Genomic DNA, 26,414 nt, shown 5'->3' on the forward strand with positions numbered 1-26,414 from the left:
CAGTAAATAAACAGAAGGTGAATTATCGCACAACAAAGACCTGGGGGAACCCTGCTTGGCGCAGTGTTTCTCGCGCTTGAGGTTCTTGGCTCGGAGCGATAGGCCCCACTTGAACACGATAAACGTCAGCGTCGTTCATAATCCGCACCGCGTGGGGCTGTTCGCCCTCTAAACGCTGCTGTAACTGCTGGGCGCCTTCCGGATTACCTAACGCCGCTATCTGTAAATACACGGCGTCACCTTTTTCCTCTTGGCCTGATGGTGACTGCGCCGCTGGTGCTTGTGACGGGGGTGCAGACGCTGGCATCGCAGAGGCCACTGGCTGAACAGGCGCAGGTGAAGCGTTTGATTCACCTCGCGGAGCCTCCGGCCCCCTTGCCTGCGTGGGAGCGCTACCACCTCTGCCCCGCTCGGCTAGCCACTGTTCGGGGTTGATCGCTTCCACTTTCACGGAACCGGTACCATTGTCGAGGAAGCCTAGCCGGGCGGCTGCCGCGTAGGAGAGATCAATCTCACGGTCACTGTGGAAGGGGCCGCGATCGTTCACGCGGACAATGACTGATCGCCCGTTATCCAGGCTTGTAACGCGCGCAAAGGTGGGTAGAGGCAACGACCGATGCGCCGCCGACATTTTATACATGTCATAGATTTCACCGTTTGAGGTCGCGTAGCCATGGAATTTTTCACCGTACCAGGAGGCAGTACCGCGCTTCTCATAACCCGTTGCCTCAGGCAGCACGTGATAGGTTTTCCCCCACACTTCATAGGTAGAGCGGTTGCCTGCTCTGGAAGGCTGCTCGATGCGGGGCTCTGCATCAGGCACCTTGGTAACATCCGGCGGCTCGAGTGGATAGGCATCACCACTCATGGCATAGCGGCCATCACTAGTGCTGGCCGACGTTGAAGCAGGAGCCGCCGATTGATTCGCAGAGCCGGAAGCATCTACCCGCTGGGTGCCATTGCTGGCACAGCCGCTGCCCAGCGCCAATAAGACAATCGCGCCAACCGCCCGCTGGCTAGTCCTCAATTTGCTCTTCATCCCTTATCCTCGTGTAGCTCAGCAATCGCTTCTGCCAACTCGGCTACGGCCATGGCATAGAGGTGACTATGGTTGTAGCGGGTAATCACGTAAAAATTATACTCGCCAAACCGGTAGCGGGTCTCACCATCGGCGAACTCAAGCGCTAACGGCACCACTGGCAAATTATCATCAAGTGGCTCGCTGGGCTCAAGCCCATGAGCGGCCAATTGAGCAATGCTCACCTCGGGAGGTGAGGTTTGATTAAATGAGAGTTCCTGGAGTAACTCTACCGGCATTACGTCTGGCCCACTGGCGTGGTGGTAGATATCAGCGTCCGGCTTCCAGTTATGCTCAGCAAAGTAATTAGCGACGCTGCCAATCGCATCAACCGGGTTCTCCCAAAGATCACGCCGCCCATCGCCATCAAAATCCACGGCATAGGCTTGATAACTGGTGGGAATAAATTGCGGGTAGCCCATGGCGCCCGCGTAAGAGCCGCGTAGTTCGGTAGGGTCAACCTTCTGCTCGTAGGCGATCCTTAAAAAGGCCGCTAGCTCACCACGAAAAAAAGCCCCTCTTGCTGGATGATGAAACGCCAACGTAGCTAGCGAATCCAGCACGCGATGCTGTCCTTTATGGCGACCATAATAGGTTTCAACGCCAATAATAGCGGTAATGATTTCAGCAGGCACACCATAGGTGCTTTCCGCTCGCGCCAAGGCGTCGGCATGAGCATCGATAAACTCCACGCCCTCTTCAATGCGCTGCTGGGTCAGAAAAATAGCACGATATTCGTACCACTTCAGGCGCCGCTCAGCAGCACCCTCCATGGCATCTAATACGTTTTGGGTAAAGCTCGCCTGCCCCAGCGCTTCTTCCAGCCATTCTTGCGGCAACCCTTGCTCCACCAACTCTTCCATCAGCGCTTGGCTGTCAGCATTTTGCTGGGGAGCAAAGTGGCGAGGAGCCTCAAACTGAGACTGCTGAGAAGGCTGGTCAGCAAACGCTGCGGAGGCCACCCAGCACATCAGCGCGGCCAATACATAGCTGCTCGTCTTCCCTTGAACCTTGTTCATTGGCTCTCCACTCTTGAGCTATTCATTCCAGAATCATCCATGCCTGAGCTTTCCATTACTGAGCAACAATAGCGTTTGAAGCAGGCAGCGTCGCTAGCGCGACAGCAACCGACGATGCGCATGTATCGACATGAGAATACCGAAACCCGCTAACAAGGTCACGCTTGAGGTACCGCCAAAACTGACCAACGGCAGCGGAACCCCCACCACGGGCAAAATGCCGCTCACCATGCCCATATTGACAAATACGTAGATAAAAAACGTTAAGATGATGCTGCCCGCTACCAAGCGTCCAAAGGTATCTTGCGCGGAGCTTGCCATCCACAAACCCCGGCTGACAATCAATAGATACAGGAACAACAGTACCAGCATACCCACCAAGCCAAACTCTTCTCCCAGAACGGCGATAATAAAATCGGTATGCCGCTCAGGTAAAAACTCTAGCTGGGACTGGGTACCCTGCAGCCATCCTTTGCCCCATAACCCACCACTCCCGATGGCGGTGGTCGACTGAATAATATTCCAGCCTGACCCCAGGGGATCGCTTTCAGGGTTTAGAAACGTCAATACCCGCTGACGCTGGTAATTATGCATATTCATCCAGAGTAGCGGCACACCCGCAGCCCCCAGGGCGGCAATAAAGCCGATTAAACGCCATGACAAGCCCGCCAGCAGCACTACAATCAGGGCTGCACTAGAGACCAATAACGAAGTCCCTAAATCAGGTTGAATCGCGGTTAGCACCACAGGTACGCCAATAATGACCCCGCACACGACAATATCGCGCAGGCGTGGCGGTAGTTCACAGCGATTCAGATAGGCAGCAACCATTAGCGGGGCTGCTAACTTCATCATTTCCGATGGCTGAAAACGTATCACGCCAGGAATCACTAGCCAGCGTTTGGCCCCCATGCCCACATCGCCCACCACATCGACGGCAATCAGCATGGCAACGCCAATGCCATAGGCCAAGGGCGCAAAGCGCAAAAAGGTCGATGGCGAAAACTGGGCAATAATCACCATTCCTACCAGGGCGATAAGAAAGCGCACGCTCTGGGCAATCACTGCATCAATGGATTGTCCAGAGGCACTGTAAAGAACGATCAAACCACTCCCCATGAGCAGCAATAGCAAACCCAGTAGCCATGGATCGAGATGGATTCGCTCCCAAATACTTTTACGGCGGGCGATACCACTCTCAGGCGGTCGCACAGGATGGCCACGCATCGAACGGGCTATATAATGCCAAGGCATGGCTTAGTTCCCCTCCACATTGGCATCATCTTCTTCCAACACTTCACGCACTTCTTCTACATCGGGGGCCTCATCCTCAAGTAACCAGGCATCGGTCATTGCACGGGCCAAGTGGGCGGCGTGAGTACTGCCACCACCGGCATTTTCAACAATAACCGAAACGGCGATCTGGGGGTCGTCCAGTGGTGCAAAGGCCATAAACAGCGCATGGTCACGCAGTCGCTCAGCCAGCTCATCGGCGTTGTAACGCTGATCCTGCCCCAGCGAGAATACTTGTGCGGTGCCAGATTTACCGCCCATCCGGTACTCAAGGCCAACCCCGGTTCGCCGGGCAGTGCCTTCTGTGCCACTAATCACCTTTTCCATGCCACTGAATACGCGATCCCACCAGCTATCATTGGCGAGCTCAATGTCATCTAACGTATCCGGTAGATCGCGTGGCACCGGAGTATCGCCAATCTGGCGGGCCAGCCTTGGTTTCACCCAGTGGCCCCGATTGGCCAGCGTTGCCGTAGCGCTGGCAAGCTGGAGAGGCGTTACCTGCCAATAGCCTTGCCCAATCCCCACCGAGAGGGTTTCACCGGGGTACCAGGGTTGATTGAAGCGGCCACGCTTCCAATCTCGCGAAGGCATTAAAGCACTACTCTCTCCCTGAACGTCATGGGCTACGCGCTGACCAAAACCAAAATTACTCATTTGCTCATGCAAATTATCGATGCCTAAATCATGTGCCAAGGTGTAGTAGTAAGTGTTATTGGAAACGGCCAGCGAGCGCTCCATATCGACACGCCCATGTCCCCACCGTAACCAGTTGCGGTAGCGACGGGAATCATTAGGCAGCTGGTAGTAACCGGGGTCATTGATGGTGCTGTCTGGCGTGATTACCCCTTCCACCAAACCCGCGAGCGCCAGAAACGGCTTAATCGTAGAGCCGGGAGGATAGTGGCCGCGAGTTGCACGGTTAAACAGGGGCAGGTCAAGGTCTTGCTGCAAATCGCGATAAGAAGCAACGTCAATACCGGTCACAAACTGGTTACTGTCAAAACCCGGTGTCGATACCATGGCGAGGATCTCGCCAGTGCCCGGCACGATAGCCACAATGGAGCCGCGACGGCCATCCAGCAATTCGTAGGCCAGTGTTTGCAGCGACTTATCCAGGGTTAGGGTTAGGTTCTTACCAGGCACTGGATCGGTTCGTCCAAGCTCTCGCAAGACTCGACCGCGAGCGTTTGTTTCAACTTTGCGTAAGCCTGCCTGACCGTGCAGTTCCTCTTCATAAAAACGCTCAACCCCCGTCTTACCGATAAAATGAGTTCCCGCGTAGCGACCCGCATCCAGCGTTTCCATCTCTTCGGCGTTAATACGCCCGACGTAGCCCAGTGTGTGGGCCATGATTTCGGCATCGGGGTAGTAGCGCAGCGGCTGAGCCTCTATTTCAACTCCAGGCAGACGATGACGATTAACCGCCAAACGGGCAATTTGCGCTTCGCTTAAGTCACTGGTAAGGAGGGCTGGCTGGAAAGGACGCTGGCGTTGGCGTGAACGCACATTGAACGCTTCGATCTCCTCTTCAGGCAGTTCAAGCAGGTCGACCAATAGCGCCAGGGTTTCATCTAGGTTATCGACACGCTCGCGAACCAGCGTGAGATTGTAGGTTGGACGGTTTTCAGCCAGTAGTACGCCGTTGCGGTCATAGATCAAACCGCGGTTCGGCGGCAGCGGCTCGACGCGAACGCGGTTATTTTCGGAGCGCGTGCTATACATATCATGCTGGACGATCTGTAAATAAACCAAGCGACTCGTTAGCAAGCCCGCAAGCGTAAAAACCACTAACACCGCTAGAAGCGCTCTAACACGAAAAATACGCAGTTCTTGCTCGGAGTTTTTTAGCGTGTTGGGGCGCTTGAGCATGGCAACGATGACTCTCAAATCAGGCAATCAAATCAAACAAAAAGACGCAGCAGGCGATAACAGTGATCGCTCACCATCTCAGTTAGCCTTCAGCGGTGATAAGGGTGACCTACCAATAGTGTCCAGGCACGGTAGAGCTGCTCGGCCAGCATAATCCGTACCAGGGGGTGAGGCAGCGTCAACGGGGAGATCGACCACTTTTTATCAGCCATCGCAGACAGCGAGGGCTCGAGGCCATCCGGCCCACCAACAAGCAAGACAATATCGCGCCCTGCCATGCGCCATGCGTCAGCCTCTTGTGCCAGCTGTTCGGTGGTCCAAGCTTTACCTTTAACTTCAAGGGCTACCACGTATTCGTCGCCACGCAGCTTATCGCGAATACGCTGGGCTTCCTGAGCGCGCGCTTTCGCGATATCTGCATTTTTGCCACGCTGGCCGAGGGCAATTTCTTCTATCTCGAGATTAAAATCTCTCGGTAGCCGCTTGCGGTAAGTGTCGACGCCCTCTTCTACCCACCCAGGCATTTTGCTTCCCACCGCTAACAGCCGGATCCTCATGACATGCCAGCTCGCTCTTGAAAGCGCTCAAGGGACTCGCCAATAGCGCCCGAATCACTCGGCAGATCGGCCCACAGTCGCTCTAAGTCATACAGGGTACGTGCCTCAGGCATCATCACGTGGACAACAACATCGCCCAGGTCGACCAGCACCCAGTCTGCGTTATCGCCACCTTCAACGCCCAGCGGCCCAAGCCCTGCGGCCTTGGCTTTTTCCACGACGTTTTGCGCCAGCGCAGCAACATGGCGGGTCGAAGTGCCGCTGGCAATGAGCATGAGGTCGGTAACCTCGGTTAATTTGGCAACATCCAACTGCGTAATGTCACGTGCTTTCAGTTCTTCTAGCGCGTCAACTGCTAGATTTTTCAATGTATCGATGTGCATGACTCCTAAAGACAACCTTATTGGTTAATCGGTCAATAAAGCCGGCCATTGTAACGGCTTCTTTGATGACTGCCAGCGCTATTCGCGCTGTCGATAAAGACTGTCCTGCTCAATGGCTCGCTCAACGGGGTCTGGCAGCAAATAACGCACGCTTTTCCCCGCTTCTAAACACTCACGAACGTACGTTGCTGAGATCGCCATTAGCGATGGCAATGCCAGCGAAAGATAGCCCCCAAAGGGCCGCTGCATCAATGTCTCTACGCTATCGACTCTACGATGCTCTACCAGTTCCATTAATGATGACGGCAGCGGATCGTTATAGCCCGGCCTTGCAATCACCACTAAATGGGCAAGCTCGAACAAGCGCTCTGGCTGATGCCATTGGGTGAGCCGAAGAAACGCATCAAAACCAATTGCCATCACCAGACGCGCCTGGTCGCCGACCTCGGCACGCAGCTCCGCCAGCGTGTCGGCGCTGTAAGAGGGGCCTTCACGGCGCAGCTCGCGGGCATCAGCAACCAGCCCGGGGGTATCACCAATCCCCGCAGCTAACAGTTCAAAACGCTGCTGCGCAGAAACCTGGGGCCGACCACGTAACGGTGGCTGTTGGGCGGGTATCATATGCAGCCGATCAAGCGACAGCGCCTCATGCAGCTCCACCGCGCTGCGCAAATGGCCCAGATGAACAGGGTCAAAGGTACCGCCTAGCATGCCGATGCGTTGTTCCGCTTGACTCATCTCACCACCCTATTCACGCACCTGACCGTCACCGAATACTACATATTTCTGCGTGGTTAGGCCTTCTAGCCCCACCGGCCCACGGGCGTGAAGCTTGTCAGTGGAAATACCAATCTCAGCGCCCAGCCCGTACTCAAATCCATCGGCAAAGCGGGTCGAGGCATTGACAATCACCGAGCTGGAGTCGACCTCCGCCATAAAGCGACGAGCAAGTGAATAATCCTGGGTCACTATCGCATCAGTATGGTGAGAGCCGTACTGCTCGATGTGGGTAATCGCTTCATCGATACCATCGACCACTTTGATTGCCAGCACGGGGGCCAAATACTCGGCATACCAATCTGCTTCGTCTGCTGCTCCGGCCTGGGGCAACAGCGCCTGTGTGCGCTGGCAGCCACGCAGTTCGACCTCATGTTCGGCATAAGCGCGGGCTAACTCTGGCAGTAGCAAATCAGCAATCGGCGCATCAATCAGCAGCGTTTCCATGGTATTGCAGGTGCCGTAGCGATGGGTCTTTGCATTGACAGCAATGGCTAGTGCTTTGGCGGGATCGGCGGTGGTATCGATATACACATGACAGACACCGTCGAGATGCTTGATAACCGGTACGCGGGCCTCGCGACTGATACGCTCAATCAGCGACTTTCCACCGCGCGGAATAATCACATCGACATATTCCGGCATGCTGATCAGCTCTCCCACCGCCGAGCGATCGGTGGTAGCCACTACCTGCACGCTACCGGCAGGCAGCCCTACATCAGCTAAACCGGCTTGGATACAGGCGCTAATCGCGGCATTTGACTGACTCGCTTCCGACCCGCCACGCAAAATACAGGCGTTGCCCGATTTTAAACATAGACTTGCGGCTTCCAGGGTTACATTCGGGCGCGACTCGTAAATAATCCCAATAACCCCCAGTGGCACGCGCATTTTGCCCACTTGGATACCGCTAGGCCGATAGCGCATATCGCCAATTTCACCCACCGGATCGGGCAGGCCCGCTACCTGCTGCAGTCCTTCAATCATGGCGTCGATACGCGCATCATTTAGGGCTAAGCGGTCTAGCAGGGCACTCTCCAAACCGTTCTGGCGGCCGCGCTGCAGATCATCAGCGTTGGCATCTAGTATTTGGCCTCGCGCTTCGGTCAGGCGATGAGCCATCGCCATCAACGCACGGTTTTTCAACCCTGTATCCGCCCGCCGCAGCTCGCTGGCTGCACGCCGCGCCGCCTGCCCCAAGGCCTGCATATAGGCGGGCACATTCCCGTCAGATAAGTGCTGTTGGGCCTCGTCTTGGAACGGTGTAGAAGCGCTCATAGTGTCTCCGTGCGGAAGGGTGCTTTAACTTTTCAATTTGCCGAGTGTAGCCGTTTTATACGTTTTGCTTATATTACGTCATTTCGCCGTTATACTGAGGACGATTAAGGCACTAATGTGTGTCGTGTACATTTATTATCCTACAATTACTTTACTTGATGAGATACATCTGGTTATTCAGGACGAATAGTAAGTCACCATGCAAAGCAAGTACAAAATCCGCCTGCTACGTGCCAATCTTCTAGCCGCTGCCGTAGCCCTGGCATTATGGACACCTGCCACCCCCCCCGCTGCGGCCCTAGTGCTGTGGCTCTCAATCGGCTGGTTATTTATCACCGCGCTAATGCTTGATTTTAGCCACCGCCATTCACGCGGATTACCGTGGCAAATCGTGCCTGGCGCACTGCTACTGGGTTTAATTGCCGCGGCCCCAGAACGGCACGGCATTTTAATCTGGGCTTGGGCTGCCATGCTGATGCTGCCACAAAATAATTGGGTAGCTGCTTTCAATCTCAGCGCTGGGCTGATTAGTGCTGTAATGGTAGCGCCTCTGCTGGACGGGCCAGCATTTCTCCTGCTGATGTGTTCTCTACTAGTACTCGGCCTGCTTGCGTTATCCAGAGCACAGCAGCTTATCGATATGAACGGCTCCATTCGCCAACGCCTGCGGTTAATTCCAGGCCTTAACCTGTGGCCCGGCGAGCAACTGCTGCGTGATATAAGCCGAGAACAAACGCGCTGTGAGCGCGAAGGCGTACATGCAGAGCTGTTTATTCTGCATGTAAAACGCCACCAGCTGTGGCCAATGGCTCAAAAACTGTGCGAGCTTACCTATGATTTTGAAAACGTTTACCGCTTAAGCAGCACAACGCTGGTGACGTTGATTCTCGCCCGCTCTCCCAAAGAGGCCTCGCAACGACGCAGCCGACTACTCGCCAATTTACCCGACAATATTACTAGCGAACACCTTGAACTAATTGATATCGAACCGGCAACGCTTTCGGTGTGTGAGATTAGTAAGCTACCGGCGGAGCGAGTGCGGGAGACAATATGACCGAGCATCACATTCTCAAGCGGTTGATGACGCTCGCTTATACCGCCAGCATCCCACTGATGGCAGGCTACGCGCTATGGCTGTATGCCATGGGAAATTACCGCGACCTACTGATCCCCACCTTTATGACCCTGCTGCTTATGTCGGCCCTGTTAATGCATATCGGGCAAGGGGTGAAAAGCTACTTACCACGCATTATTCTACTTTGCGCTACCTACTCGGTAGTGCTGGGCGCTTTCTACTACCAGCCTCAGGTATCGCTTATTTGGCTAGGGCTGCCGATTACCGCTGCTTTTTTACTGCTACCGCTATGGGCCGCGTTACTGATCAATATCGCCGTTGGGCCACTGTGGTGGATACTTCCCTCGGTCGCCTCTGCGCCACCGGCCATAATCGTTGGCTATGCTGTCTTGACGCTGCTGCTCGCTCTCCCCCGCTGGGAGCACGCCCGTCGCAGGGCGCTCCTGCGTGCAACGGACCCCAATGACAGCGACTGCAATGCCTACCACATTGATACGCTAAAAGAGCGCTTACACAGCGAGTTCCAGCGCGCCGCCATGCTCAATCAGCAACTCGCGGTTCTGGTACTGCATTTGCCGCAGTTGGATATGGCGGAAGAGCAGTTTGGCCATCGTGCGCAATCAGCACTGCTGGGGGCGCTTTGCGGCGAAGTAAATAGCCGTTGTCGCGATCATGACGTGCTTGGGCGCGCAGACAGCGCCACTTTTTGGCTTGTTCTACCTGACACTAGTGAAAGCGGAGCCCTACTAGTACGCGAGCGCTTGCAACGAGCGCTCTCACAGCGTGTATTAGTAGAAACCGGCCAATTGGAAGCACGCATAGCGGCCTGCTTACCCAGCCGCACAGAGTACTTCGAGCACTATGTAAAGCGCCTGGAAGCACGCGGCGCGGCTCTCGCCAACGTCTAGCATAACTTTTTTAATTTCTCCTTTCTGACGCTGGAGTACACTGTGCCACTAGCCGATATGCTTCAATCTTTAACGCCATCACCGCCGCTTATCATCTGCATGGTGCTGGTGATTTCATTAGTCGAATCACTCGCCCTGGTAGGATTGCTGGTGCCAGGAGTGGTGTTAATCACGACTGCTGCGTCTCTTGCAGGGCACCAGGATATCGGCCTGGCGTGGCTAGTCGGCGCTGGGTTTATAGGCGCTGTTTTAGGCGACGGGATCAGTTTTTCGTTAGGCTTTAGGCATCGTGAACAGGTCACGCAGCGATGGCCGTTGTCGCAGCATCCCGAATGGTTAGGCCGTGGGGCGCGGTTCTTTGAGCGCTATGGTATATGGTCGGTGTTTATCGGCCGCTTTGTCGGCCCGGTGCGGCCGATTATTCCGCTGGTAGCAGGCATGATGCATATGCCACCACGGACGTTTGTTTGGGCCAACCTGACCTCTGCGGCGCTATGGGCACCGGCCTATGTACTGCCCGGCTACTTGCTGGGGCGAACTTGGCAACACCATTTAAATCTACCGCCGGGTTTAGAGACTGCATTACTCATACTTGCGGCGATTGTTGTCGTGCTCGCCGTGATTTTCTCATGGGGCCGGCACCAGGCGACGAGACATGGCCGACTTTACCGGGCGATTGCTGGGAGCATTCGCCGTGTACCGCTGCTTCGGAGGCCATGGCTCGCCATGAGCCAAACCGGCGATGTCCCCTTGGCTTCACTGCTGCTACTGGTCATAGCGCTAGGCAGCCTGTCGGGTTGGACACTACTGGTCATCGCCCAACATGAACCGCTTGAGATGGATCTGTTCGTACAGCAACTTTTCACCTGGCTGCAAAGTGATGTTTTATACCTAGCGGGTAATATTTTTGCACGCATTGGCGACACCCTGGGCATTATCGCTTTAACGCTGCCTTGGGCAGCATGGATGCTGGTGAGTAAGAGATGGGAGGCTTTGCTGCACTGGTGTGGCGCTTTTGCCAGCGTCGCCCTGCTGAACATAGCAGGCAAAGGGCTGTTTGGTCGTGCGCGCCCAGAGACGCCGGACTATTTGATGGGCTCGTTCTCCTACCCCAGTGCCCACACCTCAACCGCGGTGGTGCTCGTGGGCCTTACAGCAGCGTTCGTCGCGGCCGAGATGCCCCGGCAAAAACGCTTTTGGGTGTACTGGGTAGCGCTAGCGCTTGCGCTACCCATGGCGCTATCAAGACTTGTGGTGGGCGTGCACTGGTTCAGTGACCTGGTGGGAGGGGCGCTACTCGGCTTGGTCGTTTGCGCGCTCACGCTACTTCATTGGCAGCAGCAGTCTCGCCCGCCGATGCGCCCTTGCCCGTGGCTTCTGCTCAGCGTGGCATCGCTAGCGCTTATCAGCGCTCGCGTCGGTTTCTTGCCACCGGTTTAGTTTAAAATCAAAACCCTTTACCCAAAGGCAAGCCATAGGCCTACCCCGATCATCAATGTTCCGGCAATGCGATTCAGTAGCCGCACATTGCCGCTTTTACCGAGCACATTGCGTAGCGTTTTACCGCCGGTGGCGTAGACCAGCATGCTAGCGAACTCAATAGTCAAAATGACCGCGATCAGCAGACTGAGCTGCCCCGGTAACGGGCGGCTACTATCCAAAAACGGCGGCAGCAGCACCATAAAAAAGGCCCACCCTTTTGGGTTTGCCACCGCGGTAACAACCCCTTGCATGGCCAACTGCAGAGGGCTTGCGGGTGGGCCTGCATCCAGCTCGCTGGGAATTGCCATGCGCCCACGGGAGCGCCACATCATAATGCCTAAATAACCCAGGTAAGCGCCGCCCACCCACTTAAACAGCACAAACAGCTCTGGCTGACGCAGCATCAATGCGGCCACCCCAGCCCCAGCGGCGGCAGCCACTAAGCCAACACCCAGCAGCTCGCCCACCATCATCCACAGCGTGCGCTTAACGCCTTGGGTCATCCCCAGCACCATGGCAAGGGTCATGCACATACCAGGCGTCAGCGAAACAAACAGAAACGTCGGCACAAAAACCGACAGCGTGGCCCACGACATCATAGATCACTCATCCTTATCTTCGACCTCTCCCCAGCGAGGCACCAGCGAATGCTCAATGCCCAACTGGTTGAGGATGCGTGCCACAATAAAATCAATCAGATCATCAATACTTTGCGGGCAGTGATAAAACCCTGGGGCTGCCGGTAAGATAACCACGCCCAAGCGGCTCAATGTCAGCATGTGCTCCAAGTGGATCGGTGAAAACGGGCTTTCTCGCGGCACCAGCACTAGCGTTCGTCGCTCTTTAATCGCCACATCTGCCGCCCGTTCAATCAGGTTGTTGCTGGCGCCCGTGGCAACGGCCGAAAGCGTCCCCGTTGAACACGGGCAAACCACCATTGCAGACGGTGCTCCAGAGCCTGAAGCCACCGGCGCCATCCAGTCTTCGCGGCCAAAGCAGCGAATCTGACCGGGCTGCGCCCCACTGCGCTCACTCAGCGCCTCGACTAAGCGCTGGGGCTGTGCGGGCAGCTCAATATCGGTTTCCGTGGCGATTACCATGTGCGCGGCTTTCGAAATCATGACCCACACTTCATGACCTGCGGCGACTAATACATCGATCAGGCGTAACCCGTATTGAGCCCCGGATGCGCCGGTGAGGGCCACGGTAATCGGCTTTTTGAACGATGGGTCGGTTCTATCTGTCACGTCTCCCCCTCCTTGGCGGCGGCTAATGCGGCGAGCAAGCGTTCATGCACGCCCTCAAAGCCACCGTTGGACATCACCACAATGCGATCCAACGGTGACGCTTGAGTGACCACTGCTGCCACGAGCGTATCAATATCGCTAAACAGCTGGGCATGCGCCCCTTGCGTGGCAACCAGCTCGTCCATCGACCAGTCAAGCCCGGCAGGCTGAAACCAAAACACGCCATCAGCGTCAGCCACGCTCTCAAGTAACCGTTCGCGCAGCGCGCCTAAGCGCATGGTGTTTGAGCGCGGCTCAATGACCGCCAGCAGGCGCCCTTTAGTGGTTGCTGCGCGTAGCCCTTTGAGCGTCGCGGCAATCGCTGTGGGATGGTGGGCGAAATCATCGATTACCTGAATGCCATTAATCTCGCCACGCACTTCCTGGCGTCTCCTGGGGGTTTCAAAACGCGCCAGCGCAGCACAGCAACGGGCTAGATCAACCCCACACAAATGCGCCGCCGCCAGCGCTGCCAGGGCATTGCGCGCGTTGTGCTCGCCAGTTAGCGGCCACTCAACGACGCCATCTTCTTCCTGGCCATCGTTACCCGGAACAGGCTCGCCACCGCTATAAATTACCTGGAAGCGGCTGGCGTCAGCGCGCTCTAGTACAAGCTGCCATTCGCTCGCGGCCTGGCCGCCAAAATGCGCCACCGGCGTCCAGGCACCCTGATTCAGCACGCGCTCAAGGGCGGGCTGCTCATCAGCAACTAATAAGTGCCCATGGCCAGGCACGGTGCGCACCAGATGATGGAACTGGCGCTCAATGGCTGCCAAGTCGGGGAAGATATCGGCGTGGTCAAATTCAAGGTTGTTGAGGATGGCAATATGCGGACGGTAGTGCACGAACTTGGAACGTTTATCGAAGAACGCCGTGTCATACTCATCAGCTTCCACGACAAACGGCGCCTGTGGATCACCTAAACGCGCCGACACGCCAAAATTACGTGGCACGCCGCCAATCAAAAAACCCGGCGCTAAACCGGCACTCTCTAAGAGCCAGGCTAATACGCTGGCGGTGGTGGTTTTACCGTGGGTACCCGCCACGGCAATAACGCGTCGGCCGGGCAGCACGTGCTCTGCCAACCACTGCGCTCCCGAGGTATACGGCAGGCCGCTATTGAGTAACGCTTCAACTTCTTCATTGCCCCGTGACAAGGCATTGCCCACCACGACAAGATCCGGCACAGGCCCCGATACAGACGACAGATGCTCGGCGTGGTAGCCCTCCATCAAGGTGATTCCCGCATCAACCAACTGGGTGCTCATAGGTGGGTAAACATTCTGGTCGGAGCCGCTCACCTGGTGCCCCATCTCACGCGCCAGCAGTGCCAGGCTACCCATAAAGGTGCCGCAGATACCCATAATATGCAGATGCATGGCTCTCGCCCCGTTAATCGCCCGTAATCCAATTCACTAAAAGCCAAAAAATGGCGTAAAAATAGCCAAATAGCCTAGCATGTTGAGGCAATTTGCTCATCTATTCATCGCCATAAACGCTGACAAAGCACCACTCAAGTGACAAATCCCTTGAGTTGTTGCAGGATGCGGCCACTGTTTATCAATGATGACTCTCTCTTTCTTCCCACTCGTCACGCTGATGTAAGCCAACATCTCAGCATAGGAGCCTTTCGATGCGCATTCTGATTCGCTATTTCTTTCGTGGTCTACGCGTGGTGCTCGCCCCGGTCATGCTGATTTCCGAGAAACTCTCTACACCTAAGTCAGTAGAGCGAACGCCTGAAGAGCAAGCCAAGGTGGATCAGGCGTGCCAGAACCTTGCGCTGTACCAATTTCGCACCTGCCCTTTCTGCATCAAGGTGCGCAAAGAGATAGCGCGACTGGGTTTAAACATTGAGGTACGTGATGCTCAACTTGATCCTGCGCATAAGCAGGCGCTATTGGAAGGGGGCGGCAAAGTCAAAGTGCCCTGCTTGAAAATCATCCACGACGATGGGCGTGAAGAGTGGATGTACGAATCTGATACAATTAATGCCTGGCTGCATCAGCAGTTCGGTTAAGCGCTTTTGCTGGGGGTAGACAGCCACTGAGGTCTTTTCACCAGGTCGGCAAACGTCGACCTGGATGCCTAGAACTCTACTTTTTGCGCCTCTACATCGAACGCTACGTCGATCTCAATGCCCTCTTCCTGGCTTGGCGGTTCACCTAGCTCGACTTGTAGTAGCAGTACCCCCTCTATTTTCCCTGCCACGTGAACCGTTTGGCTGGAACGCTCATATTGAGTTAGCGTTACTGCCACGTCTCCGCCTTCAGAGGTGAATAACGGCGGAGAAATAGCACTTCCTATTGAGTAAATAACCACTGCATTGATCAACTGCCCTTCGTTCACGGTCAGGCTAATAGAGAGCGCCTCCTCGCCTTCCCACGTTTCGTTGTCAACAGAACCAGTGATATCAATATTGATATCGTCGCCTAGCTCTACGAAGGAGGCACTTGAGTCATTACCATGACTTAAAATAAACCACTCCCGCAGCTCATCATCCAAAGACCCTGCTATTTCAGGCGCTACACGCTCAGAGCCACCTTGATCAAGGGTACTTTGCCCCATAGGCTCAGTGGCAAAACCATTGATAGGTAGCCAAAACCCCATTAATGCTATCCCAATTTTTTCCCACATAAGATTTTCCGTCCGATTATGTGTCGCTTTTGGCTTACTACTTTCGTCTTAAGAGGAGCCTTGAGCATACCGCTATTAGCCACATCATTCAGTAGACGAATGATGCCTGTCATTATTTCGATTGTATGACGCGATAGGCACTCTCTATGTTGTAAGCCTAGGTTGTACGCTTGTGTTGTAAATAGGCTTACCAACTGACCGTGTCTGTTTTACTGACGCTTTCCTGGCGGGAAGGCTGCTTCTAGCCAAGAAAGCGGCGGTAAAACGAACAATAAACAATGACCTAAGGGAACGATAATGACGCTCAAAAAAACCTTACTGGCTTCCGTTATTGGTGCAGTGTTTGCGGGTACAACGTTACTGCCGATGGCCGCAAGCGCTGAAACGCTACGCATTGGCTATGCTGCCGACCCTGAAACCCTCGATATCCATGAGCAGCTTTCTGGCGGCATGCTGCGCTTCTCTCACCTAGCGTTTGACCCGCTGGTACGCTGGACAAAAGATTTTGAGTTTGAACCGCGCTTAGCCACCGAGTGGGAACAGGTCGACGAAACCACCATGCGCATGACCTTGCGCGAAGGCGTTACCTTCCACTCCGGCAACGAATTCACCGCCGAAGATGTGGTTTGGACCATTGAGCGTCTGAAAGAGAGCCCTGACTATCGCGCTATTTTTGAGCCAGTGGCCAGCGCCGAAGCCGTTGACGACTACACCGTTGAGATCGTCACCAGCGAACCTTACCCGCTGCTACTCAACCTAGCTACCTACATCTTCCCGATGGATAGCAAATTCTATAGCGGCGAAACCGACGAAGGCAGCGACAAAGCTGAAATCGTCAAAGCTGGCAACTCCTATGCTTCGCGCAATGTTTCCGGTACTGGCCCGTTTATCGTCACCGACCGCCGCCAAGGCGTACGCGTTGACTTCAAACGCTTTGAAGATTACTGGGATACTGAAAGCGAAGGCAACGTTACCGACATCGTGCTGACGCCCATCGCTGAAAACGCTTCACGAGTAGCTGCTCTGCTCTCCGGCGGCGTCGATTTTATTGATGCCGTACCACCCAATGACTTGGATCGCGTAAGTGAAGCAGATGGCGTTAATCTCATAGAGATTGACGGCACGCGTATCATTGGCTTCCAGATGAACGAAGATCGCGTTGAAGCCTTCCAGGATGCCCGCGTTCGCCAAGCGGTTGATTTAGCGATTAATCAGGAAGCCATTGCCGACCGTTTAATGCGTGGATTTGCTAACCCAGCGGGGCAATTCTCACCTGAGGGTTACTCAGGCCATAACCCGGACTTAACGCCGCGCTACGACATTGAGCGCGCCAAAGAGCTAATGGCCGAGGCGGGCTACGAAGACGGCTTCAGTGTTGAAATGATTGCCCCTAATAACCGTTACGTTAACGATGCCCAGATCGCCCAAGCGGTCGCCAACATGCTGGCGCAAATCAATATTGACGTTGACCTGCGTACCATGCCCCTGGCGCAGTACTGGCCGGAATACGATACCCGCCAGTCCGATATGGCGATGATCGGCTGGCACGCGGATACCGAAGATACCGCTAACTTCTTCCAGTATCTAACCTTCTGCTTTGATGAAGAGACGGGTGCTGGCCAGTACAACTACGGTGGCTACTGCAACGAAGAGATCGACGCACTGGTAACCGAAGCGGATAGCGAAACCGACCTAGAAAAGCGCAATGAAATGCTGCGTGAAGCCGAAGCGATGCTCTATGAAGACACTGGTTTTATCATGTTGCATTGGCAGAACCTGGCTTATGCCGCGGCAGACGGCGTTGAAGCAGAGCCAATAGTCAACGCTATTGACTTCCCCTACCTGGGTGACTTAGTGATTAATCGCAGCGATGACTAAGCATTAACACCGCTGATTAAGTGCCTTGCATTAAATCAAAAGAGTCACTTATGCATTAACCGCAAGGATGCTTCGCTCCCTAAGCGTTTAGGGGGCGAAGCCTTTTGTATGGCGGTTCTAGGCTGAGAGAACTCTGCATAACATGCCCCCACTTCCTTTGATGAACCCTTCACATAGGTGGCGTACGCCATGATTGCCTTTTTAATCAAGCGGCTGATGCACGCAATTTTGGTGATGTTTGTCATCAGCGTGCTGGCCTTCGCCATTCAGGATAACCTGGGTGACCCCGTACAGCAGATGGTTGGCCAGTCAGTGCCGGAAAGCGAGCGTGAAGCAATTCGCGAGCGTTTAGGCCTCAATGACCCCTTCCTGGTGCAGTACGTTCGTTTTGCTAAAAACGCCGTTCAAGGCGATTTCGGCTACTCCTACTTTTATCGCGAACCGGCGTTAGAAGTAATTGCTCGCCATTTACCCGCCACCCTGGAGCTGGTATTTGCCGCGACGCTGATTATTGTGCTGTTTTCAGTCCCCATTGGGGTCTATAGCGCCATCAAACCGCGCTCACCGATTTCACGCCTTTTTATGGGTGTGTCGATTGTCGGCATTTCGATTCCGGTGTTCTTGACCGCGATCGTACTGATTCAAATCTTCGCCATCGGCGTCACCGTCACGCTGTTCCCAGAAAGTACCGGCTGGGGCGCATGGCTAAACGACTTCTTCTCCACCGAAGGCAATATGCCTTCCTTCGGCCGTGGCTATGACCTCGTTAACGTGGTGGGTCACTGGGATACCAACCTGGCGACTTGGAACGGTTTACAGCATCTCGTATTACCGGCGGTCTCATTGGCCTCGATTATGCTACCGCTGTTTATCCGCCTGATTCGTGCCGAAATGATGGAAGTCATGCAATCGGAGTACGTGAAGTATGCCCGCGCGAAAGGGATCTCTATGCGCCGGGTTTATTTCGTTCACGCGCTCAAAAACACCATGCTGCCCGTTATTACCGTGGGGGGCGTGCAGATCGGCACCATGGTGGCCTACACCATTTTGACCGAGACCGTTTTCCAATGGCCTGGCATGGGCTTGATGTTTTTGGATGCTATAAACCGCGCCGATATTCCGCTGATTGTGACCTACCTGATGATTGTCGGCGTTATTTTTGTGGTCACCAATACGATTGTGGATCTGATCTACGGTCTGGTGAACCCCACCGTTAAACTGACTGGGAAGCCCGCATGAGCACCACCAACAATTCCACCCAAGCGAGCGCTTCACCCAGCCGCTGGGAACGTCTGCGCGACTCCTACATGTGGTACAGCTTCAAACGCGATTATACCGCCCAGCTCTGCTTGGCCGTGTTTATTTGCATGGTCATCGCTGCCTTTGCCTCACCGCTGCTGGCGCCCACGAACCCTTACGACCTCTCTCAAATCGACATTATGTCATCTGAACTGCCGCCCTTCTGGATTGATGGCGCCGATGACCGTTTCGCCTTGGGCACCGACGCCCAGGGGCGCGATTTGTGGTCAGTTGTGCTATATGGCACCCGTGTCTCGCTGCTGATTGGTTTCGGTGCGGTTATTTTACAGGCGCTGATAGGGGTCACCTTTGGCCTAATGGCGGGCTACCTGGGCGGTCGTGTCGATACGATATTGATGCGCCTGGCAGACATTCAGCTCTCCTTCTCGACACTAATGGTCGCTATCGTGGTGGGCGCTTTGGTCAAAGCGACCATGGGCAGCGCTTTCTATAGCCAGTACGCGGTAATGATGCTGATCCTGATTATCGGCCTGGCCGAATGGCCCCAGTATGCCCGTACCGTGCGCGCCTCAGTGCTGGCAGAAAAAAACAAAGAGTACGTTGACGCCGCCCGCGTGATGGGCCTACGCAGCAAACGGATTATGTTCCGCCACGTGCTGCCTAACACCATGTCTCCAATCTTCGTTATCTCTACCGTGCAGATTGCCAACGCGATTATCTCTGAAGCGGCGCTGTCGTTTCTGGGCCTGGGGATGCCAGAGACCCACCCCTCGCTTGGCTCACTGATCAAATCGGGCTTTGACTACATCCAGTCCGGCTCCTGGTGGATCACCTTGATCCCGGGCGCAGTTCTGGTGGTGCTGGTGCTGTCGATCAATCTACTCGGCGATTGGCTGCGTGATGTCATGAACCCACGACTCTATAAAGGCTGAGGACACCATGGCACTACTTGAAGTCAACAACCTCGATGTACGCTTTGCGCTGCGCCAGGGCGAAGTACACGCCCTGCGCGATATCTGTTTCAGCCTTGAGCGCGGTGAGCGCCTGGGTATTGTCGGTGAGTCCGGCGCAGGCAAATCGGTTGCCGCGTTTTCGCTGCTCAACTTGATTGCCAAACCGGGCTTTATCGCCGGCGGCACGGTGACGTTTGACGGTCAGGTGCTTAACCGCATGTCTGAGCGCGGCCTGCGTAAGGTACGTGGCAACCGCGTCTCGATGATCTTCCAAGACCCAATGATGACGCTGAACCCGGTGCTCTCCATTGGCGAGCAGATGGTCGAGTGCTTAAAAGCGCACCGGCGTATCTCCTCCAAAGAGGCTCGTGCGATCGCCCTGGACAAACTCCAGCAGGTGCAAATCCCTTCACCTGAAACGCGTCTGGATCAGTACCCTCACGAGCTTTCAGGCGGTATGCGCCAGCGGATTATTATCGCCATTGCGCTGCTCCTCGACCCGGATATTATCATTGCCGATGAGCCCACTACGGCGCTTGATGTGACCATTCAGGCCGAGATCATGGCGCTGCTGCTTGACCTCTGCGAGCAGCACAATGTGGGGCTTATTCTGATCACCCACGACCTGGGCGTGGTCAGCCAGGTCACCCAGCGCATGCTGGTCATGTACGCTGGCCGAGTCATTGAGCAAGGGCCAACGCGGGAGATTATCAACGACCCGCAGCATCCTTACACCCAGGGGTTGATCAACGCCCTGCCGCAGATGGCAACGCCGGGTGAAAAGCTCAATCAGATTCGCGGCAGCATGCCGTCACTCTCTAACCTGCCCAGCGGCTGCGCGTTTCATCCGCGCTGCGATTTTATCAATCGTGCCGATGGCCAGCCCCGCCCGGCCTGTACGCAGCAGGTGCCTGAATTTGTCGAATCCGGCAACTGCCGTGTGGCGTGTCATATGGTGGCTGAAATGCTCGAAGATCGCCGTTTGAAGGAGGAAACCTCATGAGTGCGCACGCTGAGGCCATAACGGAAAGCCATAATTCTACTCCCCGTCAGAACGAAGAGAGCGCTGATTCGCTGCTGCAGATTCGCGACTTGAAAAAACGCTTCTCGCTCTCTGGAGATTTCCTCGATCAGCTGCGCTTCAAGGGCGGCAAGCTGGTTCGCCACCAAGAGCACGTGCATGCCATTAATGGTGTGAATCTGGATATCAAGCGCGGCGAAGCCCTGTGCGTGGTTGGCGAGTCCGGCTGCGGTAAGTCCACAGTGGCGCGTACCGTCATGGGGCTACTGACCCCAACAGAGGGTGAAATTCGCTACGACGGCAAGCGCATCGATAACTTAAGCTCGCGCCAACTGCTGCCGTATCGCAAGCGGATGCAGATGATTTTCCAGAACCCTTATGCGTCGCTCAACCCACGCATGACCATTCAGCAAACACTTGAAGAGCCGCTACGCCTGCACCACCCTGACTGGAAACGGCCGCAGATTCTCCAAAAAGTTGAAGAGGTAATGCGTTCGGTGGGCATCGACCCCGACTGGGGCAAGCGCTTTGGTCACGAATTCTCAGGCGGTCAGCGTCAGCGTATCGCCATTGCCCGCGCTTTGGCCGTCGACCCTGAGTTTATCGTTGCCGATGAGCCTATTTCTGCGCTGGATGTCTCGATTCAAGCCCAGGTACTCAACCTGCTGATGGAAGCACAGCAAGAGCGCAATCTGACCTACCTGTTCATTACCCACGACCTAGCCGTCGTGGAGCATTTTGGCACCCGTGTAGCGGTGATGTACTTAGGCACGGTGTGTGAAGTTGCCACCACCGCGACACTGTTCGAGAAGCCCCGCCACCCCTATACCCAGGCGCTGCTCTCGGCGATTCCACGCTTGAAGGATGACCGGCCCCAGCATATCCGTCTCACCGGCGAAGTACCGACCCCGGTTAACCTGCCTAGCGGCTGCGTGTTTCATGGCCGCTGCCCGCATGCCAATGCGCGCTGTAAGCAAGAAATTCCCGTGCTGCAAACACAGGATGACGGAACCCGTGTGGCGTGCCACGCTGTTGAGGAGGGGCGCCTATGAAGCGGGTGTCATATTCGACACAGCGACCCCAGGTGCTGAGAGGTAGAGCATGGAAATTCGCTGGCTAGAAGACTTTATCGCCCTGGCCAGAACGCGGCACTTCTCACGCGCAGCAGATGATCAAAACGTTACCCAGCCCACCTTCTCCCGGCGGATAAAACTGCTCGAGGAGGAGATGGGCGTAACGCTGATTAATCGCCAAACGCTGCCACTTTCGCTCACCCCGGCCGGGGAGGAGTTTCTGACCCTGTGCGAACAGGTAACCGACCGGGTGCGGCTGACCCGTGACCGGGTGCGCGAAATTAACGCTGGCCAGCAGCGGCGCATCATGGTCGCAGCACCGCAAAGCCTGTTGCCGCACTTCTTGCCGGAGTGGCTATCGGCGACAGGGTGGCAAGATCGCGTACAGCCCTATTTGCGGGCGACCGGCTGGGTGGCCAATGACTACTTTCAAGCCTTGGCGCGTGCCGAGTGCGACCTGGCTATCTGTTACTGGCCGATTGGGCGCTGCGATCTGGAGATCGACACCAGCGCCTGTAATTATCGTGTGATTGGTCATGAAAGGCTGATTCCAGTGACTGGGTTAACCCCAGAGGGAGAACCACGCGCCCTGCTGCCTGGGTCACGCCATCAACCACTGCCGTGGCTTGCCTACCCCAAGCGTGGGTTGTTGGGGTCTGCGGTGAAAGCACACCTAGCCAGGCTCCCCCAAACCACCTATTTAACCGCGCAGAGTGAAAATCTCTACGCGGCGGGTATTAAAGAGCTGGTGCTACTTGGCTACGGCATGAGCTGGCTGCCAGAGCGCAACGTCGCAGCAGAGCTTGCTCAAGGCACGCTGGTAAGAGCGGGCGATAGTCGCTGGGATGTGCCTATGGAGCTACGGCTATACCGTCATCAAAATCATCGCCACGCGGAGCTGGATAGCCTCTGGAGCGAACTTGCGCCGCCCCGTGTATGAACCCGCATTTGAGAAATGCTTACTTAAGAGAGGGCACAGTTTTGTATGTCAACCACCCTATTTAACCTGCAACGCGAGCATATAGCGCACCTGCAGCATGCTTATTCGGATATTTTGACCGACCACGGGTTTGATAGTCTGGCGATTTACAGTGGTCATACCAGCGTACACTTTGCTGATGACCACGCGCCCCCTTTTCAAACTTACGGGCATTTTATGCACTGGGTGGGTTTAGCTGATGTGCAGCATAGCTGGTTGATTATTCAGCCAGAAAAGCGCCCGCAGCTGTACTTGTATGCGCCCGCCGATTTTTGGCACTTGCCTACTCACCTTCCCGAAGAGCCCTGGGTAGACGCGTTTGATATCCACTTATGCAGCGAGAAAACCACCCCACCGCTTTCGGGGAATGCCGCCGTCATTGGCGATATTGAGCGTCTTGCCAGCAACATCCAGCAGGCGCTAAAAGCAGAGCATCACCCTGAGCAAATAGTCCATGCCCTCGATGAATTACGGCTGTTTAAAACACCCTATGAGATCGCCTGTATCCGTGAAGCCAATCGCTTAGCGATAGCGGGCCATCAGGCATCCCAGGCAGCGTTTATTGGCGCATCCGGTGAGTTGGATATTCAGTTGGCGTACTTAGCGGCGAGTCGCCAGCGCGAATCAAATGTGCCTTACCAAAATATTATTGGTTTAAATGAGCATGCTGGCGTGCTGCATTATCAACACTACGACCTGAACGCACCTAAACAGCGCTATAGCCTGCTAGTCGATGCGGGTCGCCGCTTTCGCGGTTACTGCGCTGATATTACCCGCACCTACGCTGGCCCTGATGCACCCGTCGCGTTTAGCGAACTGGTCACCGCCATGCATGGGCTGAAAGATGAGTTAGTCAAAGGCGTAGCCCCAGGCGTTAACTTTTTAGCACTCCACGAGCAGATGCATCACCACCTGGGTGAAATATTGGTGGCTAATGATCTGTTTAAAGGCACCGCAGAACAAGCGGTTGTCGAGGGTGTAACCCGGGCATTTTGCCCTCATGGACTGGGCCACTCGCTGGGCCTTCAAGTGCATGATGTGGCCGGGTTACGCCACCCGAATGGCACTCCCGCCCCAGCGCCAGAGCAGCACCCAGCGCTACGGCTGACGCGCACGCTGCGCCCTGGTATGGTCGTTACCATTGAACCTGGGCTCTATTTTATCGCCATGCTGCTCGAACCGCTGCGCAGCACCTCACTGCCCATTAACTGGCGGTTGGTCGACCAACTCGCCCCCTGTGGCGGTATTCGTATCGAAGATAACGTCGCAGTGACAGAAAGCGGCTTTGATAACTTAACGCCGTAAACCCGCTATAACGTCTTGCTAACCGCCTCTCTACAACGCACTACGCCCGGCTCAAGGCCGGGCGTAGTGCTATTTCAGACGTCTTAACAAAGCTAAAGGGTAGCAATGCTTAGAAGCGATAAGTAACTCCACCGCCAATGGTGACGGGTTCGATGTCAACTTCACCACCGACGTTGATATCTGCGTTCACGTCAGCGTAGCTTGCGTAACCATTGAGCATAACGTTATCAGTAACGGCCAGATCCACGCCTACTTGGCCGATAGCGCCATAGCTTTCATCGACGCTCAGACCACTGGGCTCGCTGGAAAAGTGCGTGTAGTTAAGGCCAGCACCCACGTAAGGCTGTACACGTGAATCTAAACCGCCTAACGGGTAGTAGTTGACCAGCAGATTGATCGGTAAGCGATCAATGCTACCCGCGTCGACACCGCTGACGCTCAAGTCGTGCTCAAATTCTTCGGAGCTATTGAGCTCAATGCCCACTTTGTCAGTAAACAGATAGCCCACGCCGTAGGTTAATCCACGAGCTTCATCAACGCTTAGTGAGTCACCTGCTACGTTACCGTTACCTGAACCCGTATCCGTTTGGGCAACGCCGCCACGGACGAATGCGTCACCAGCGTTGTAAGCGAGAGCCGCTGAACTGGCCAGTGCGAAACTAGCAGTGATTACAGCGGCAGAAATCAGTTTCATATTACTCATCAGGGTCGTCCTCTATGCAACGCGCAGTTCCTTGCGCTTGGGGATTGCGGTACTTGCTATCCAACTTTCCTGTACAGAGTATAGTATACGAACACTGTTTCCAAATTTCTTGTAAAATATTGTTATAAGAAACTGCACCCTGATAGTTTTTCCTATGCTTAAAGCTCTGGCATAAAACTCAGGCATAAAATCCGGGCATAAAAAAAGTCCCCCGAAGGGGACCAGGTGGAGCACGCCAGCTCACTCGGTTTGTTGCTACCAGCCGGTAGCAACGTGGATGAAGAAGGAAAAGAAGCCAGATGGTTAATTGCGCCTCTCTATTCACTCATCCTTTGCCATATATATAGCGATCTGTGTGCCACTTTTTTAAATATCATTAAAAATCAAATATTTAATTAAAAAACACCTCTCTAGAATCAACCTCCGACGCACTGCAGCAAACAAAATGCACCAGCATTGCGCACTTTGCGGTCTTTTTGCATCACAAAGCACCATATACGTTTGTTTACGCTTTGGAATCCTCAGATTAGTGGTGGGGTGTCACGATGATTTTCACTTGGGCTTTGTCGTTTAGCAGCGCCTCAAAGCCCTCCTCCACGATATCCGCCAATGGAATACGCTGAGTGACCATGTCCTCGGCGCGGAAGTAGCCTCGTTGCATCAGCGCCATTACCGCGGGGTAAACATGTCGATAGGCAATAATGCCCTTCATGGTGCGCTCTTTGATGACTAAATCGTTAGGCTGAAAGCTGGCCTCTCCTTCCCAAATACTCACCACCACCACTTCGCCCCCTTCGTGAGTGCTGTGCAGCGCCTGATTCAGCACGGTAGGAATGCCGGTCACTTCAAACGCCACGTCCACTCCACCACCGCTCAAGGCTTGTAATTTCGCCACAACATCCTCTTGCTGCGGATCAACCACAGTGGCACCTAGCGCTTTAGCTTTGGCTTTCCGTGAAGGCGCGACCTCAACAGCATATATTTGAGCAGCGCCTGCGGCTTTTAGCGCTTCAATGGTCATCAAGCCAATCGGCCCAGCACCAAACACGGCCGCACTATCCCCTGCTTTCAGGCAGCTTTGACGCACCGCATGTAGCGCTACCGCCGCGGGCTCGACCAGTGCGCCCTGCTCGAAGCTGAGATCATCCGGCAGCTTGTGCACCATATGCTCACCCATCACGGTGAACTCGGAAAAGCCACCGCCACCGCCGGATAGACCATGAAAGCCAAGCAAGGGCGTCAGGTTATAGCGCTCCATCTGGTAAGCGCCATCTTTGTTGGGCGAGAGAATCGGCTCAATCGCCACGCGGTCGCCTACCTTCACCCGCGTGACTTTCTCGCCGACCTCGACTACTTCCCCGGCAAATTCATGGCCCATAATGATCGGCGCCTGCTCGCCACTGATCGGGTGCGGCTTACCTACCGGAATAAAAATGGGCCCGGCGGCATACTCGTGCAGATCACTGCCGCAAATACCACAGGCAGCCACTTTCACCTTCACTTCATGGGGGTCGCTGATAGTGGGAACCGGCACTTGCTCAACGCGTAAATCTTTTGCTGCATACCATACCGCTGCCTGCATGCTTGACTGACTCAT

General features: G+C 55.1%; 25 protein-coding genes. 11 read left to right on the top strand and 14 right to left on the bottom strand.

The features are described 5' to 3' along the window. Positions 1–22: 22 nt before the first annotated feature. The 8 genes from KF947_RS01830 to KF947_RS01865 all read right to left on the bottom strand — a co-directional run bounded on the left by KF947_RS01830 (position 23) and on the right by KF947_RS01865 (position 8,257). The gene (locus KF947_RS01830; protein ID WP_227405281.1) at positions 23–1,039 is read right to left on the bottom strand and encodes a septal ring lytic transglycosylase RlpA family protein; all 1,017 of its coding nucleotides are present in this window, start codon (positions 1,037–1,039) and stop codon (positions 23–25) included. Next, positions 1,036–2,097 carry a lytic murein transglycosylase B gene (gene mltB / locus KF947_RS01835; protein ID WP_227405282.1) on the bottom strand — a complete coding sequence of 354 codons (1,062 nt, stop codon included), beginning with the start codon at positions 2,095–2,097 and terminating at the stop codon, positions 1,036–1,038. The genes KF947_RS01830 and mltB overlap by 4 nt, the downstream gene beginning before the upstream one ends. A 93-nt stretch (positions 2,098–2,190) precedes the next feature. Beyond that, the gene (gene rodA, locus KF947_RS01840; RefSeq protein WP_133732353.1) at positions 2,191–3,351 is read right to left on the bottom strand and encodes a rod shape-determining protein RodA; all 1,161 of its coding nucleotides are present in this window, start codon (positions 3,349–3,351) and stop codon (positions 2,191–2,193) included. Between the two features lie 3 nt (positions 3,352–3,354). Further along, the gene (mrdA, locus tag KF947_RS01845; RefSeq protein WP_227405283.1) at positions 3,355–5,262 is read right to left on the bottom strand and encodes a penicillin-binding protein 2; all 1,908 of its coding nucleotides are present in this window, start codon (positions 5,260–5,262) and stop codon (positions 3,355–3,357) included. Between the two features lie 89 nt (positions 5,263–5,351). Beyond that, entirely contained in the window at positions 5,352–5,819 is a 468-nt protein-coding gene (gene rlmH, locus KF947_RS01850; RefSeq protein WP_133732351.1) for a 23S rRNA (pseudouridine(1915)-N(3))-methyltransferase RlmH, read from the bottom strand. Further along, positions 5,816–6,202 carry a ribosome silencing factor gene (gene rsfS, locus KF947_RS01855; RefSeq protein ID WP_007112938.1) on the bottom strand — a complete coding sequence of 129 codons (387 nt, stop codon included), beginning with the start codon at positions 6,200–6,202 and terminating at the stop codon, positions 5,816–5,818. Before rsfS ends, rlmH begins: the two co-directional genes overlap by 4 nt. Positions 6,203–6,280: 78 nt before the next feature. Continuing rightward, entirely contained in the window at positions 6,281–6,940 is a 660-nt protein-coding gene (gene nadD / locus KF947_RS01860) for a nicotinate-nucleotide adenylyltransferase (protein WP_133732350.1), read from the bottom strand. Positions 6,941–6,949: 9 nt separating this feature from the next. Further along, positions 6,950–8,257 (bottom strand): glutamate-5-semialdehyde dehydrogenase, encoded by a 1,308-nt coding sequence (locus KF947_RS01865; protein WP_133732349.1) that lies wholly within the window; start codon positions 8,255–8,257, stop codon positions 6,950–6,952. A 199-nt stretch (positions 8,258–8,456) separates the two neighbouring features. Between KF947_RS01865 and KF947_RS01870 the strand changes: the two genes are divergently transcribed. The 3 genes from KF947_RS01870 to KF947_RS01880 are packed head-to-tail and all read left to right on the top strand — an operon-like array spanning position 8,457 to position 11,680. Continuing rightward, positions 8,457–9,311 (top strand): hypothetical protein, encoded by an 855-nt coding sequence (locus KF947_RS01870; RefSeq protein WP_133732348.1) that lies wholly within the window; start codon positions 8,457–8,459, stop codon positions 9,309–9,311. After that, positions 9,308–10,240, top strand: a complete 933-nt coding sequence (locus KF947_RS01875) for a diguanylate cyclase domain-containing protein (RefSeq protein WP_227405284.1) — start codon at positions 9,308–9,310, stop codon at positions 10,238–10,240. The genes KF947_RS01870 and KF947_RS01875 overlap by 4 nt, the downstream gene beginning before the upstream one ends. 42 nt (positions 10,241–10,282) lie before the next feature. Next, positions 10,283–11,680 (top strand): bifunctional DedA family/phosphatase PAP2 family protein, encoded by a 1,398-nt coding sequence (locus tag KF947_RS01880; protein ID WP_227405285.1) that lies wholly within the window; start codon positions 10,283–10,285, stop codon positions 11,678–11,680. A 17-nt stretch (positions 11,681–11,697) separates the two neighbouring features. Here the strand turns inward: KF947_RS01880 and KF947_RS01885 are convergent, their stop codons facing one another. From KF947_RS01885 to mpl, 3 genes are read right to left on the bottom strand one after another with little or no spacing between them, the layout of a single operon-like run. Next, positions 11,698–12,321: a LysE family translocator gene (locus KF947_RS01885; RefSeq protein ID WP_227405286.1), complete on the bottom strand. Its 624-nt coding sequence runs from the start codon at positions 12,319–12,321 to the stop codon at positions 11,698–11,700. A 3-nt stretch (positions 12,322–12,324) separates the two neighbouring features. After that, the gene (locus tag KF947_RS01890; protein WP_133732345.1) at positions 12,325–12,969 is read right to left on the bottom strand and encodes a flavin prenyltransferase UbiX; all 645 of its coding nucleotides are present in this window, start codon (positions 12,967–12,969) and stop codon (positions 12,325–12,327) included. After that, complete coding sequence (gene mpl / locus KF947_RS01895; protein ID WP_227405287.1) at positions 12,966–14,387, bottom strand: UDP-N-acetylmuramate:L-alanyl-gamma-D-glutamyl-meso-diaminopimelate ligase; 1,422 nt, start codon at positions 14,385–14,387, stop codon at positions 12,966–12,968. The genes KF947_RS01890 and mpl overlap by 4 nt, the downstream gene beginning before the upstream one ends. A 254-nt stretch (positions 14,388–14,641) precedes the next feature. Between mpl and KF947_RS01900 the strand changes: the two genes are divergently transcribed. Then, entirely contained in the window at positions 14,642–15,028 is a 387-nt protein-coding gene (locus KF947_RS01900) for a glutaredoxin family protein (RefSeq protein ID WP_133732343.1), read from the top strand. A 68-nt stretch (positions 15,029–15,096) separates the two neighbouring features. Here the strand turns inward: KF947_RS01900 and KF947_RS01905 are convergent, their stop codons facing one another. Continuing rightward, a complete protein-coding gene (locus KF947_RS01905) occupies positions 15,097–15,645 on the bottom strand; it encodes a hypothetical protein (RefSeq protein WP_133732342.1) in 549 nt (182 codons plus the stop codon). A gap of 297 nt (positions 15,646–15,942) precedes the next feature. Between KF947_RS01905 and KF947_RS01910 the strand changes: the two genes are divergently transcribed. From KF947_RS01910 to pepQ, 7 genes are all read left to right on the top strand, one after another. Beyond that, positions 15,943–17,523 carry an ABC transporter substrate-binding protein gene (locus KF947_RS01910; protein WP_133732341.1) on the top strand — a complete coding sequence of 527 codons (1,581 nt, stop codon included), beginning with the start codon at positions 15,943–15,945 and terminating at the stop codon, positions 17,521–17,523. Between the two features lie 189 nt (positions 17,524–17,712). After that, positions 17,713–18,762 (top strand): ABC transporter permease, encoded by a 1,050-nt coding sequence (locus KF947_RS01915; RefSeq protein WP_022523147.1) that lies wholly within the window; start codon positions 17,713–17,715, stop codon positions 18,760–18,762. Next, positions 18,759–19,715 carry an ABC transporter permease gene (locus KF947_RS01920; RefSeq protein ID WP_133732340.1) on the top strand — a complete coding sequence of 319 codons (957 nt, stop codon included), beginning with the start codon at positions 18,759–18,761 and terminating at the stop codon, positions 19,713–19,715. Before KF947_RS01915 ends, KF947_RS01920 begins: the two co-directional genes overlap by 4 nt. Before the next feature lie 7 nt (positions 19,716–19,722). Next, positions 19,723–20,739 carry an ABC transporter ATP-binding protein gene (locus KF947_RS01925; protein WP_009287009.1) on the top strand — a complete coding sequence of 339 codons (1,017 nt, stop codon included), beginning with the start codon at positions 19,723–19,725 and terminating at the stop codon, positions 20,737–20,739. Continuing rightward, positions 20,736–21,809: an ABC transporter ATP-binding protein gene (locus KF947_RS01930; protein WP_133732339.1), complete on the top strand. Its 1,074-nt coding sequence runs from the start codon at positions 20,736–20,738 to the stop codon at positions 21,807–21,809. The genes KF947_RS01925 and KF947_RS01930 overlap by 4 nt, the downstream gene beginning before the upstream one ends. A gap of 49 nt (positions 21,810–21,858) precedes the next feature. Then, positions 21,859–22,770: a LysR family transcriptional regulator gene (locus KF947_RS01935; protein WP_022523144.1), complete on the top strand. Its 912-nt coding sequence runs from the start codon at positions 21,859–21,861 to the stop codon at positions 22,768–22,770. Between the two features lie 45 nt (positions 22,771–22,815). Beyond that, positions 22,816–24,114, top strand: a complete 1,299-nt coding sequence (pepQ, locus tag KF947_RS01940) for a Xaa-Pro dipeptidase (protein WP_227405288.1) — start codon at positions 22,816–22,818, stop codon at positions 24,112–24,114. A gap of 109 nt (positions 24,115–24,223) precedes the next feature. On the opposite strand, the gene KF947_RS01945 is transcribed toward pepQ, so the two are convergent. Together KF947_RS01945 and KF947_RS01950 are read right to left on the bottom strand one after the other, a co-directional pair. Further along, complete coding sequence (locus KF947_RS01945; RefSeq protein ID WP_223288149.1) at positions 24,224–24,817, bottom strand: OmpW/AlkL family protein; 594 nt, start codon at positions 24,815–24,817, stop codon at positions 24,224–24,226. Positions 24,818–25,343: 526 nt separating this feature from the next. Beyond that, entirely contained in the window at positions 25,344–26,414 is a 1,071-nt protein-coding gene (locus KF947_RS01950) for a 2,3-butanediol dehydrogenase (RefSeq protein WP_287018842.1), read from the bottom strand.

This window comes from Halomonas sp. FeN2, assembly GCF_020595105.1.
In the GTDB taxonomy this organism is placed as follows: domain Bacteria; phylum Pseudomonadota; class Gammaproteobacteria; order Pseudomonadales; family Halomonadaceae; genus Vreelandella; species Vreelandella neptunia.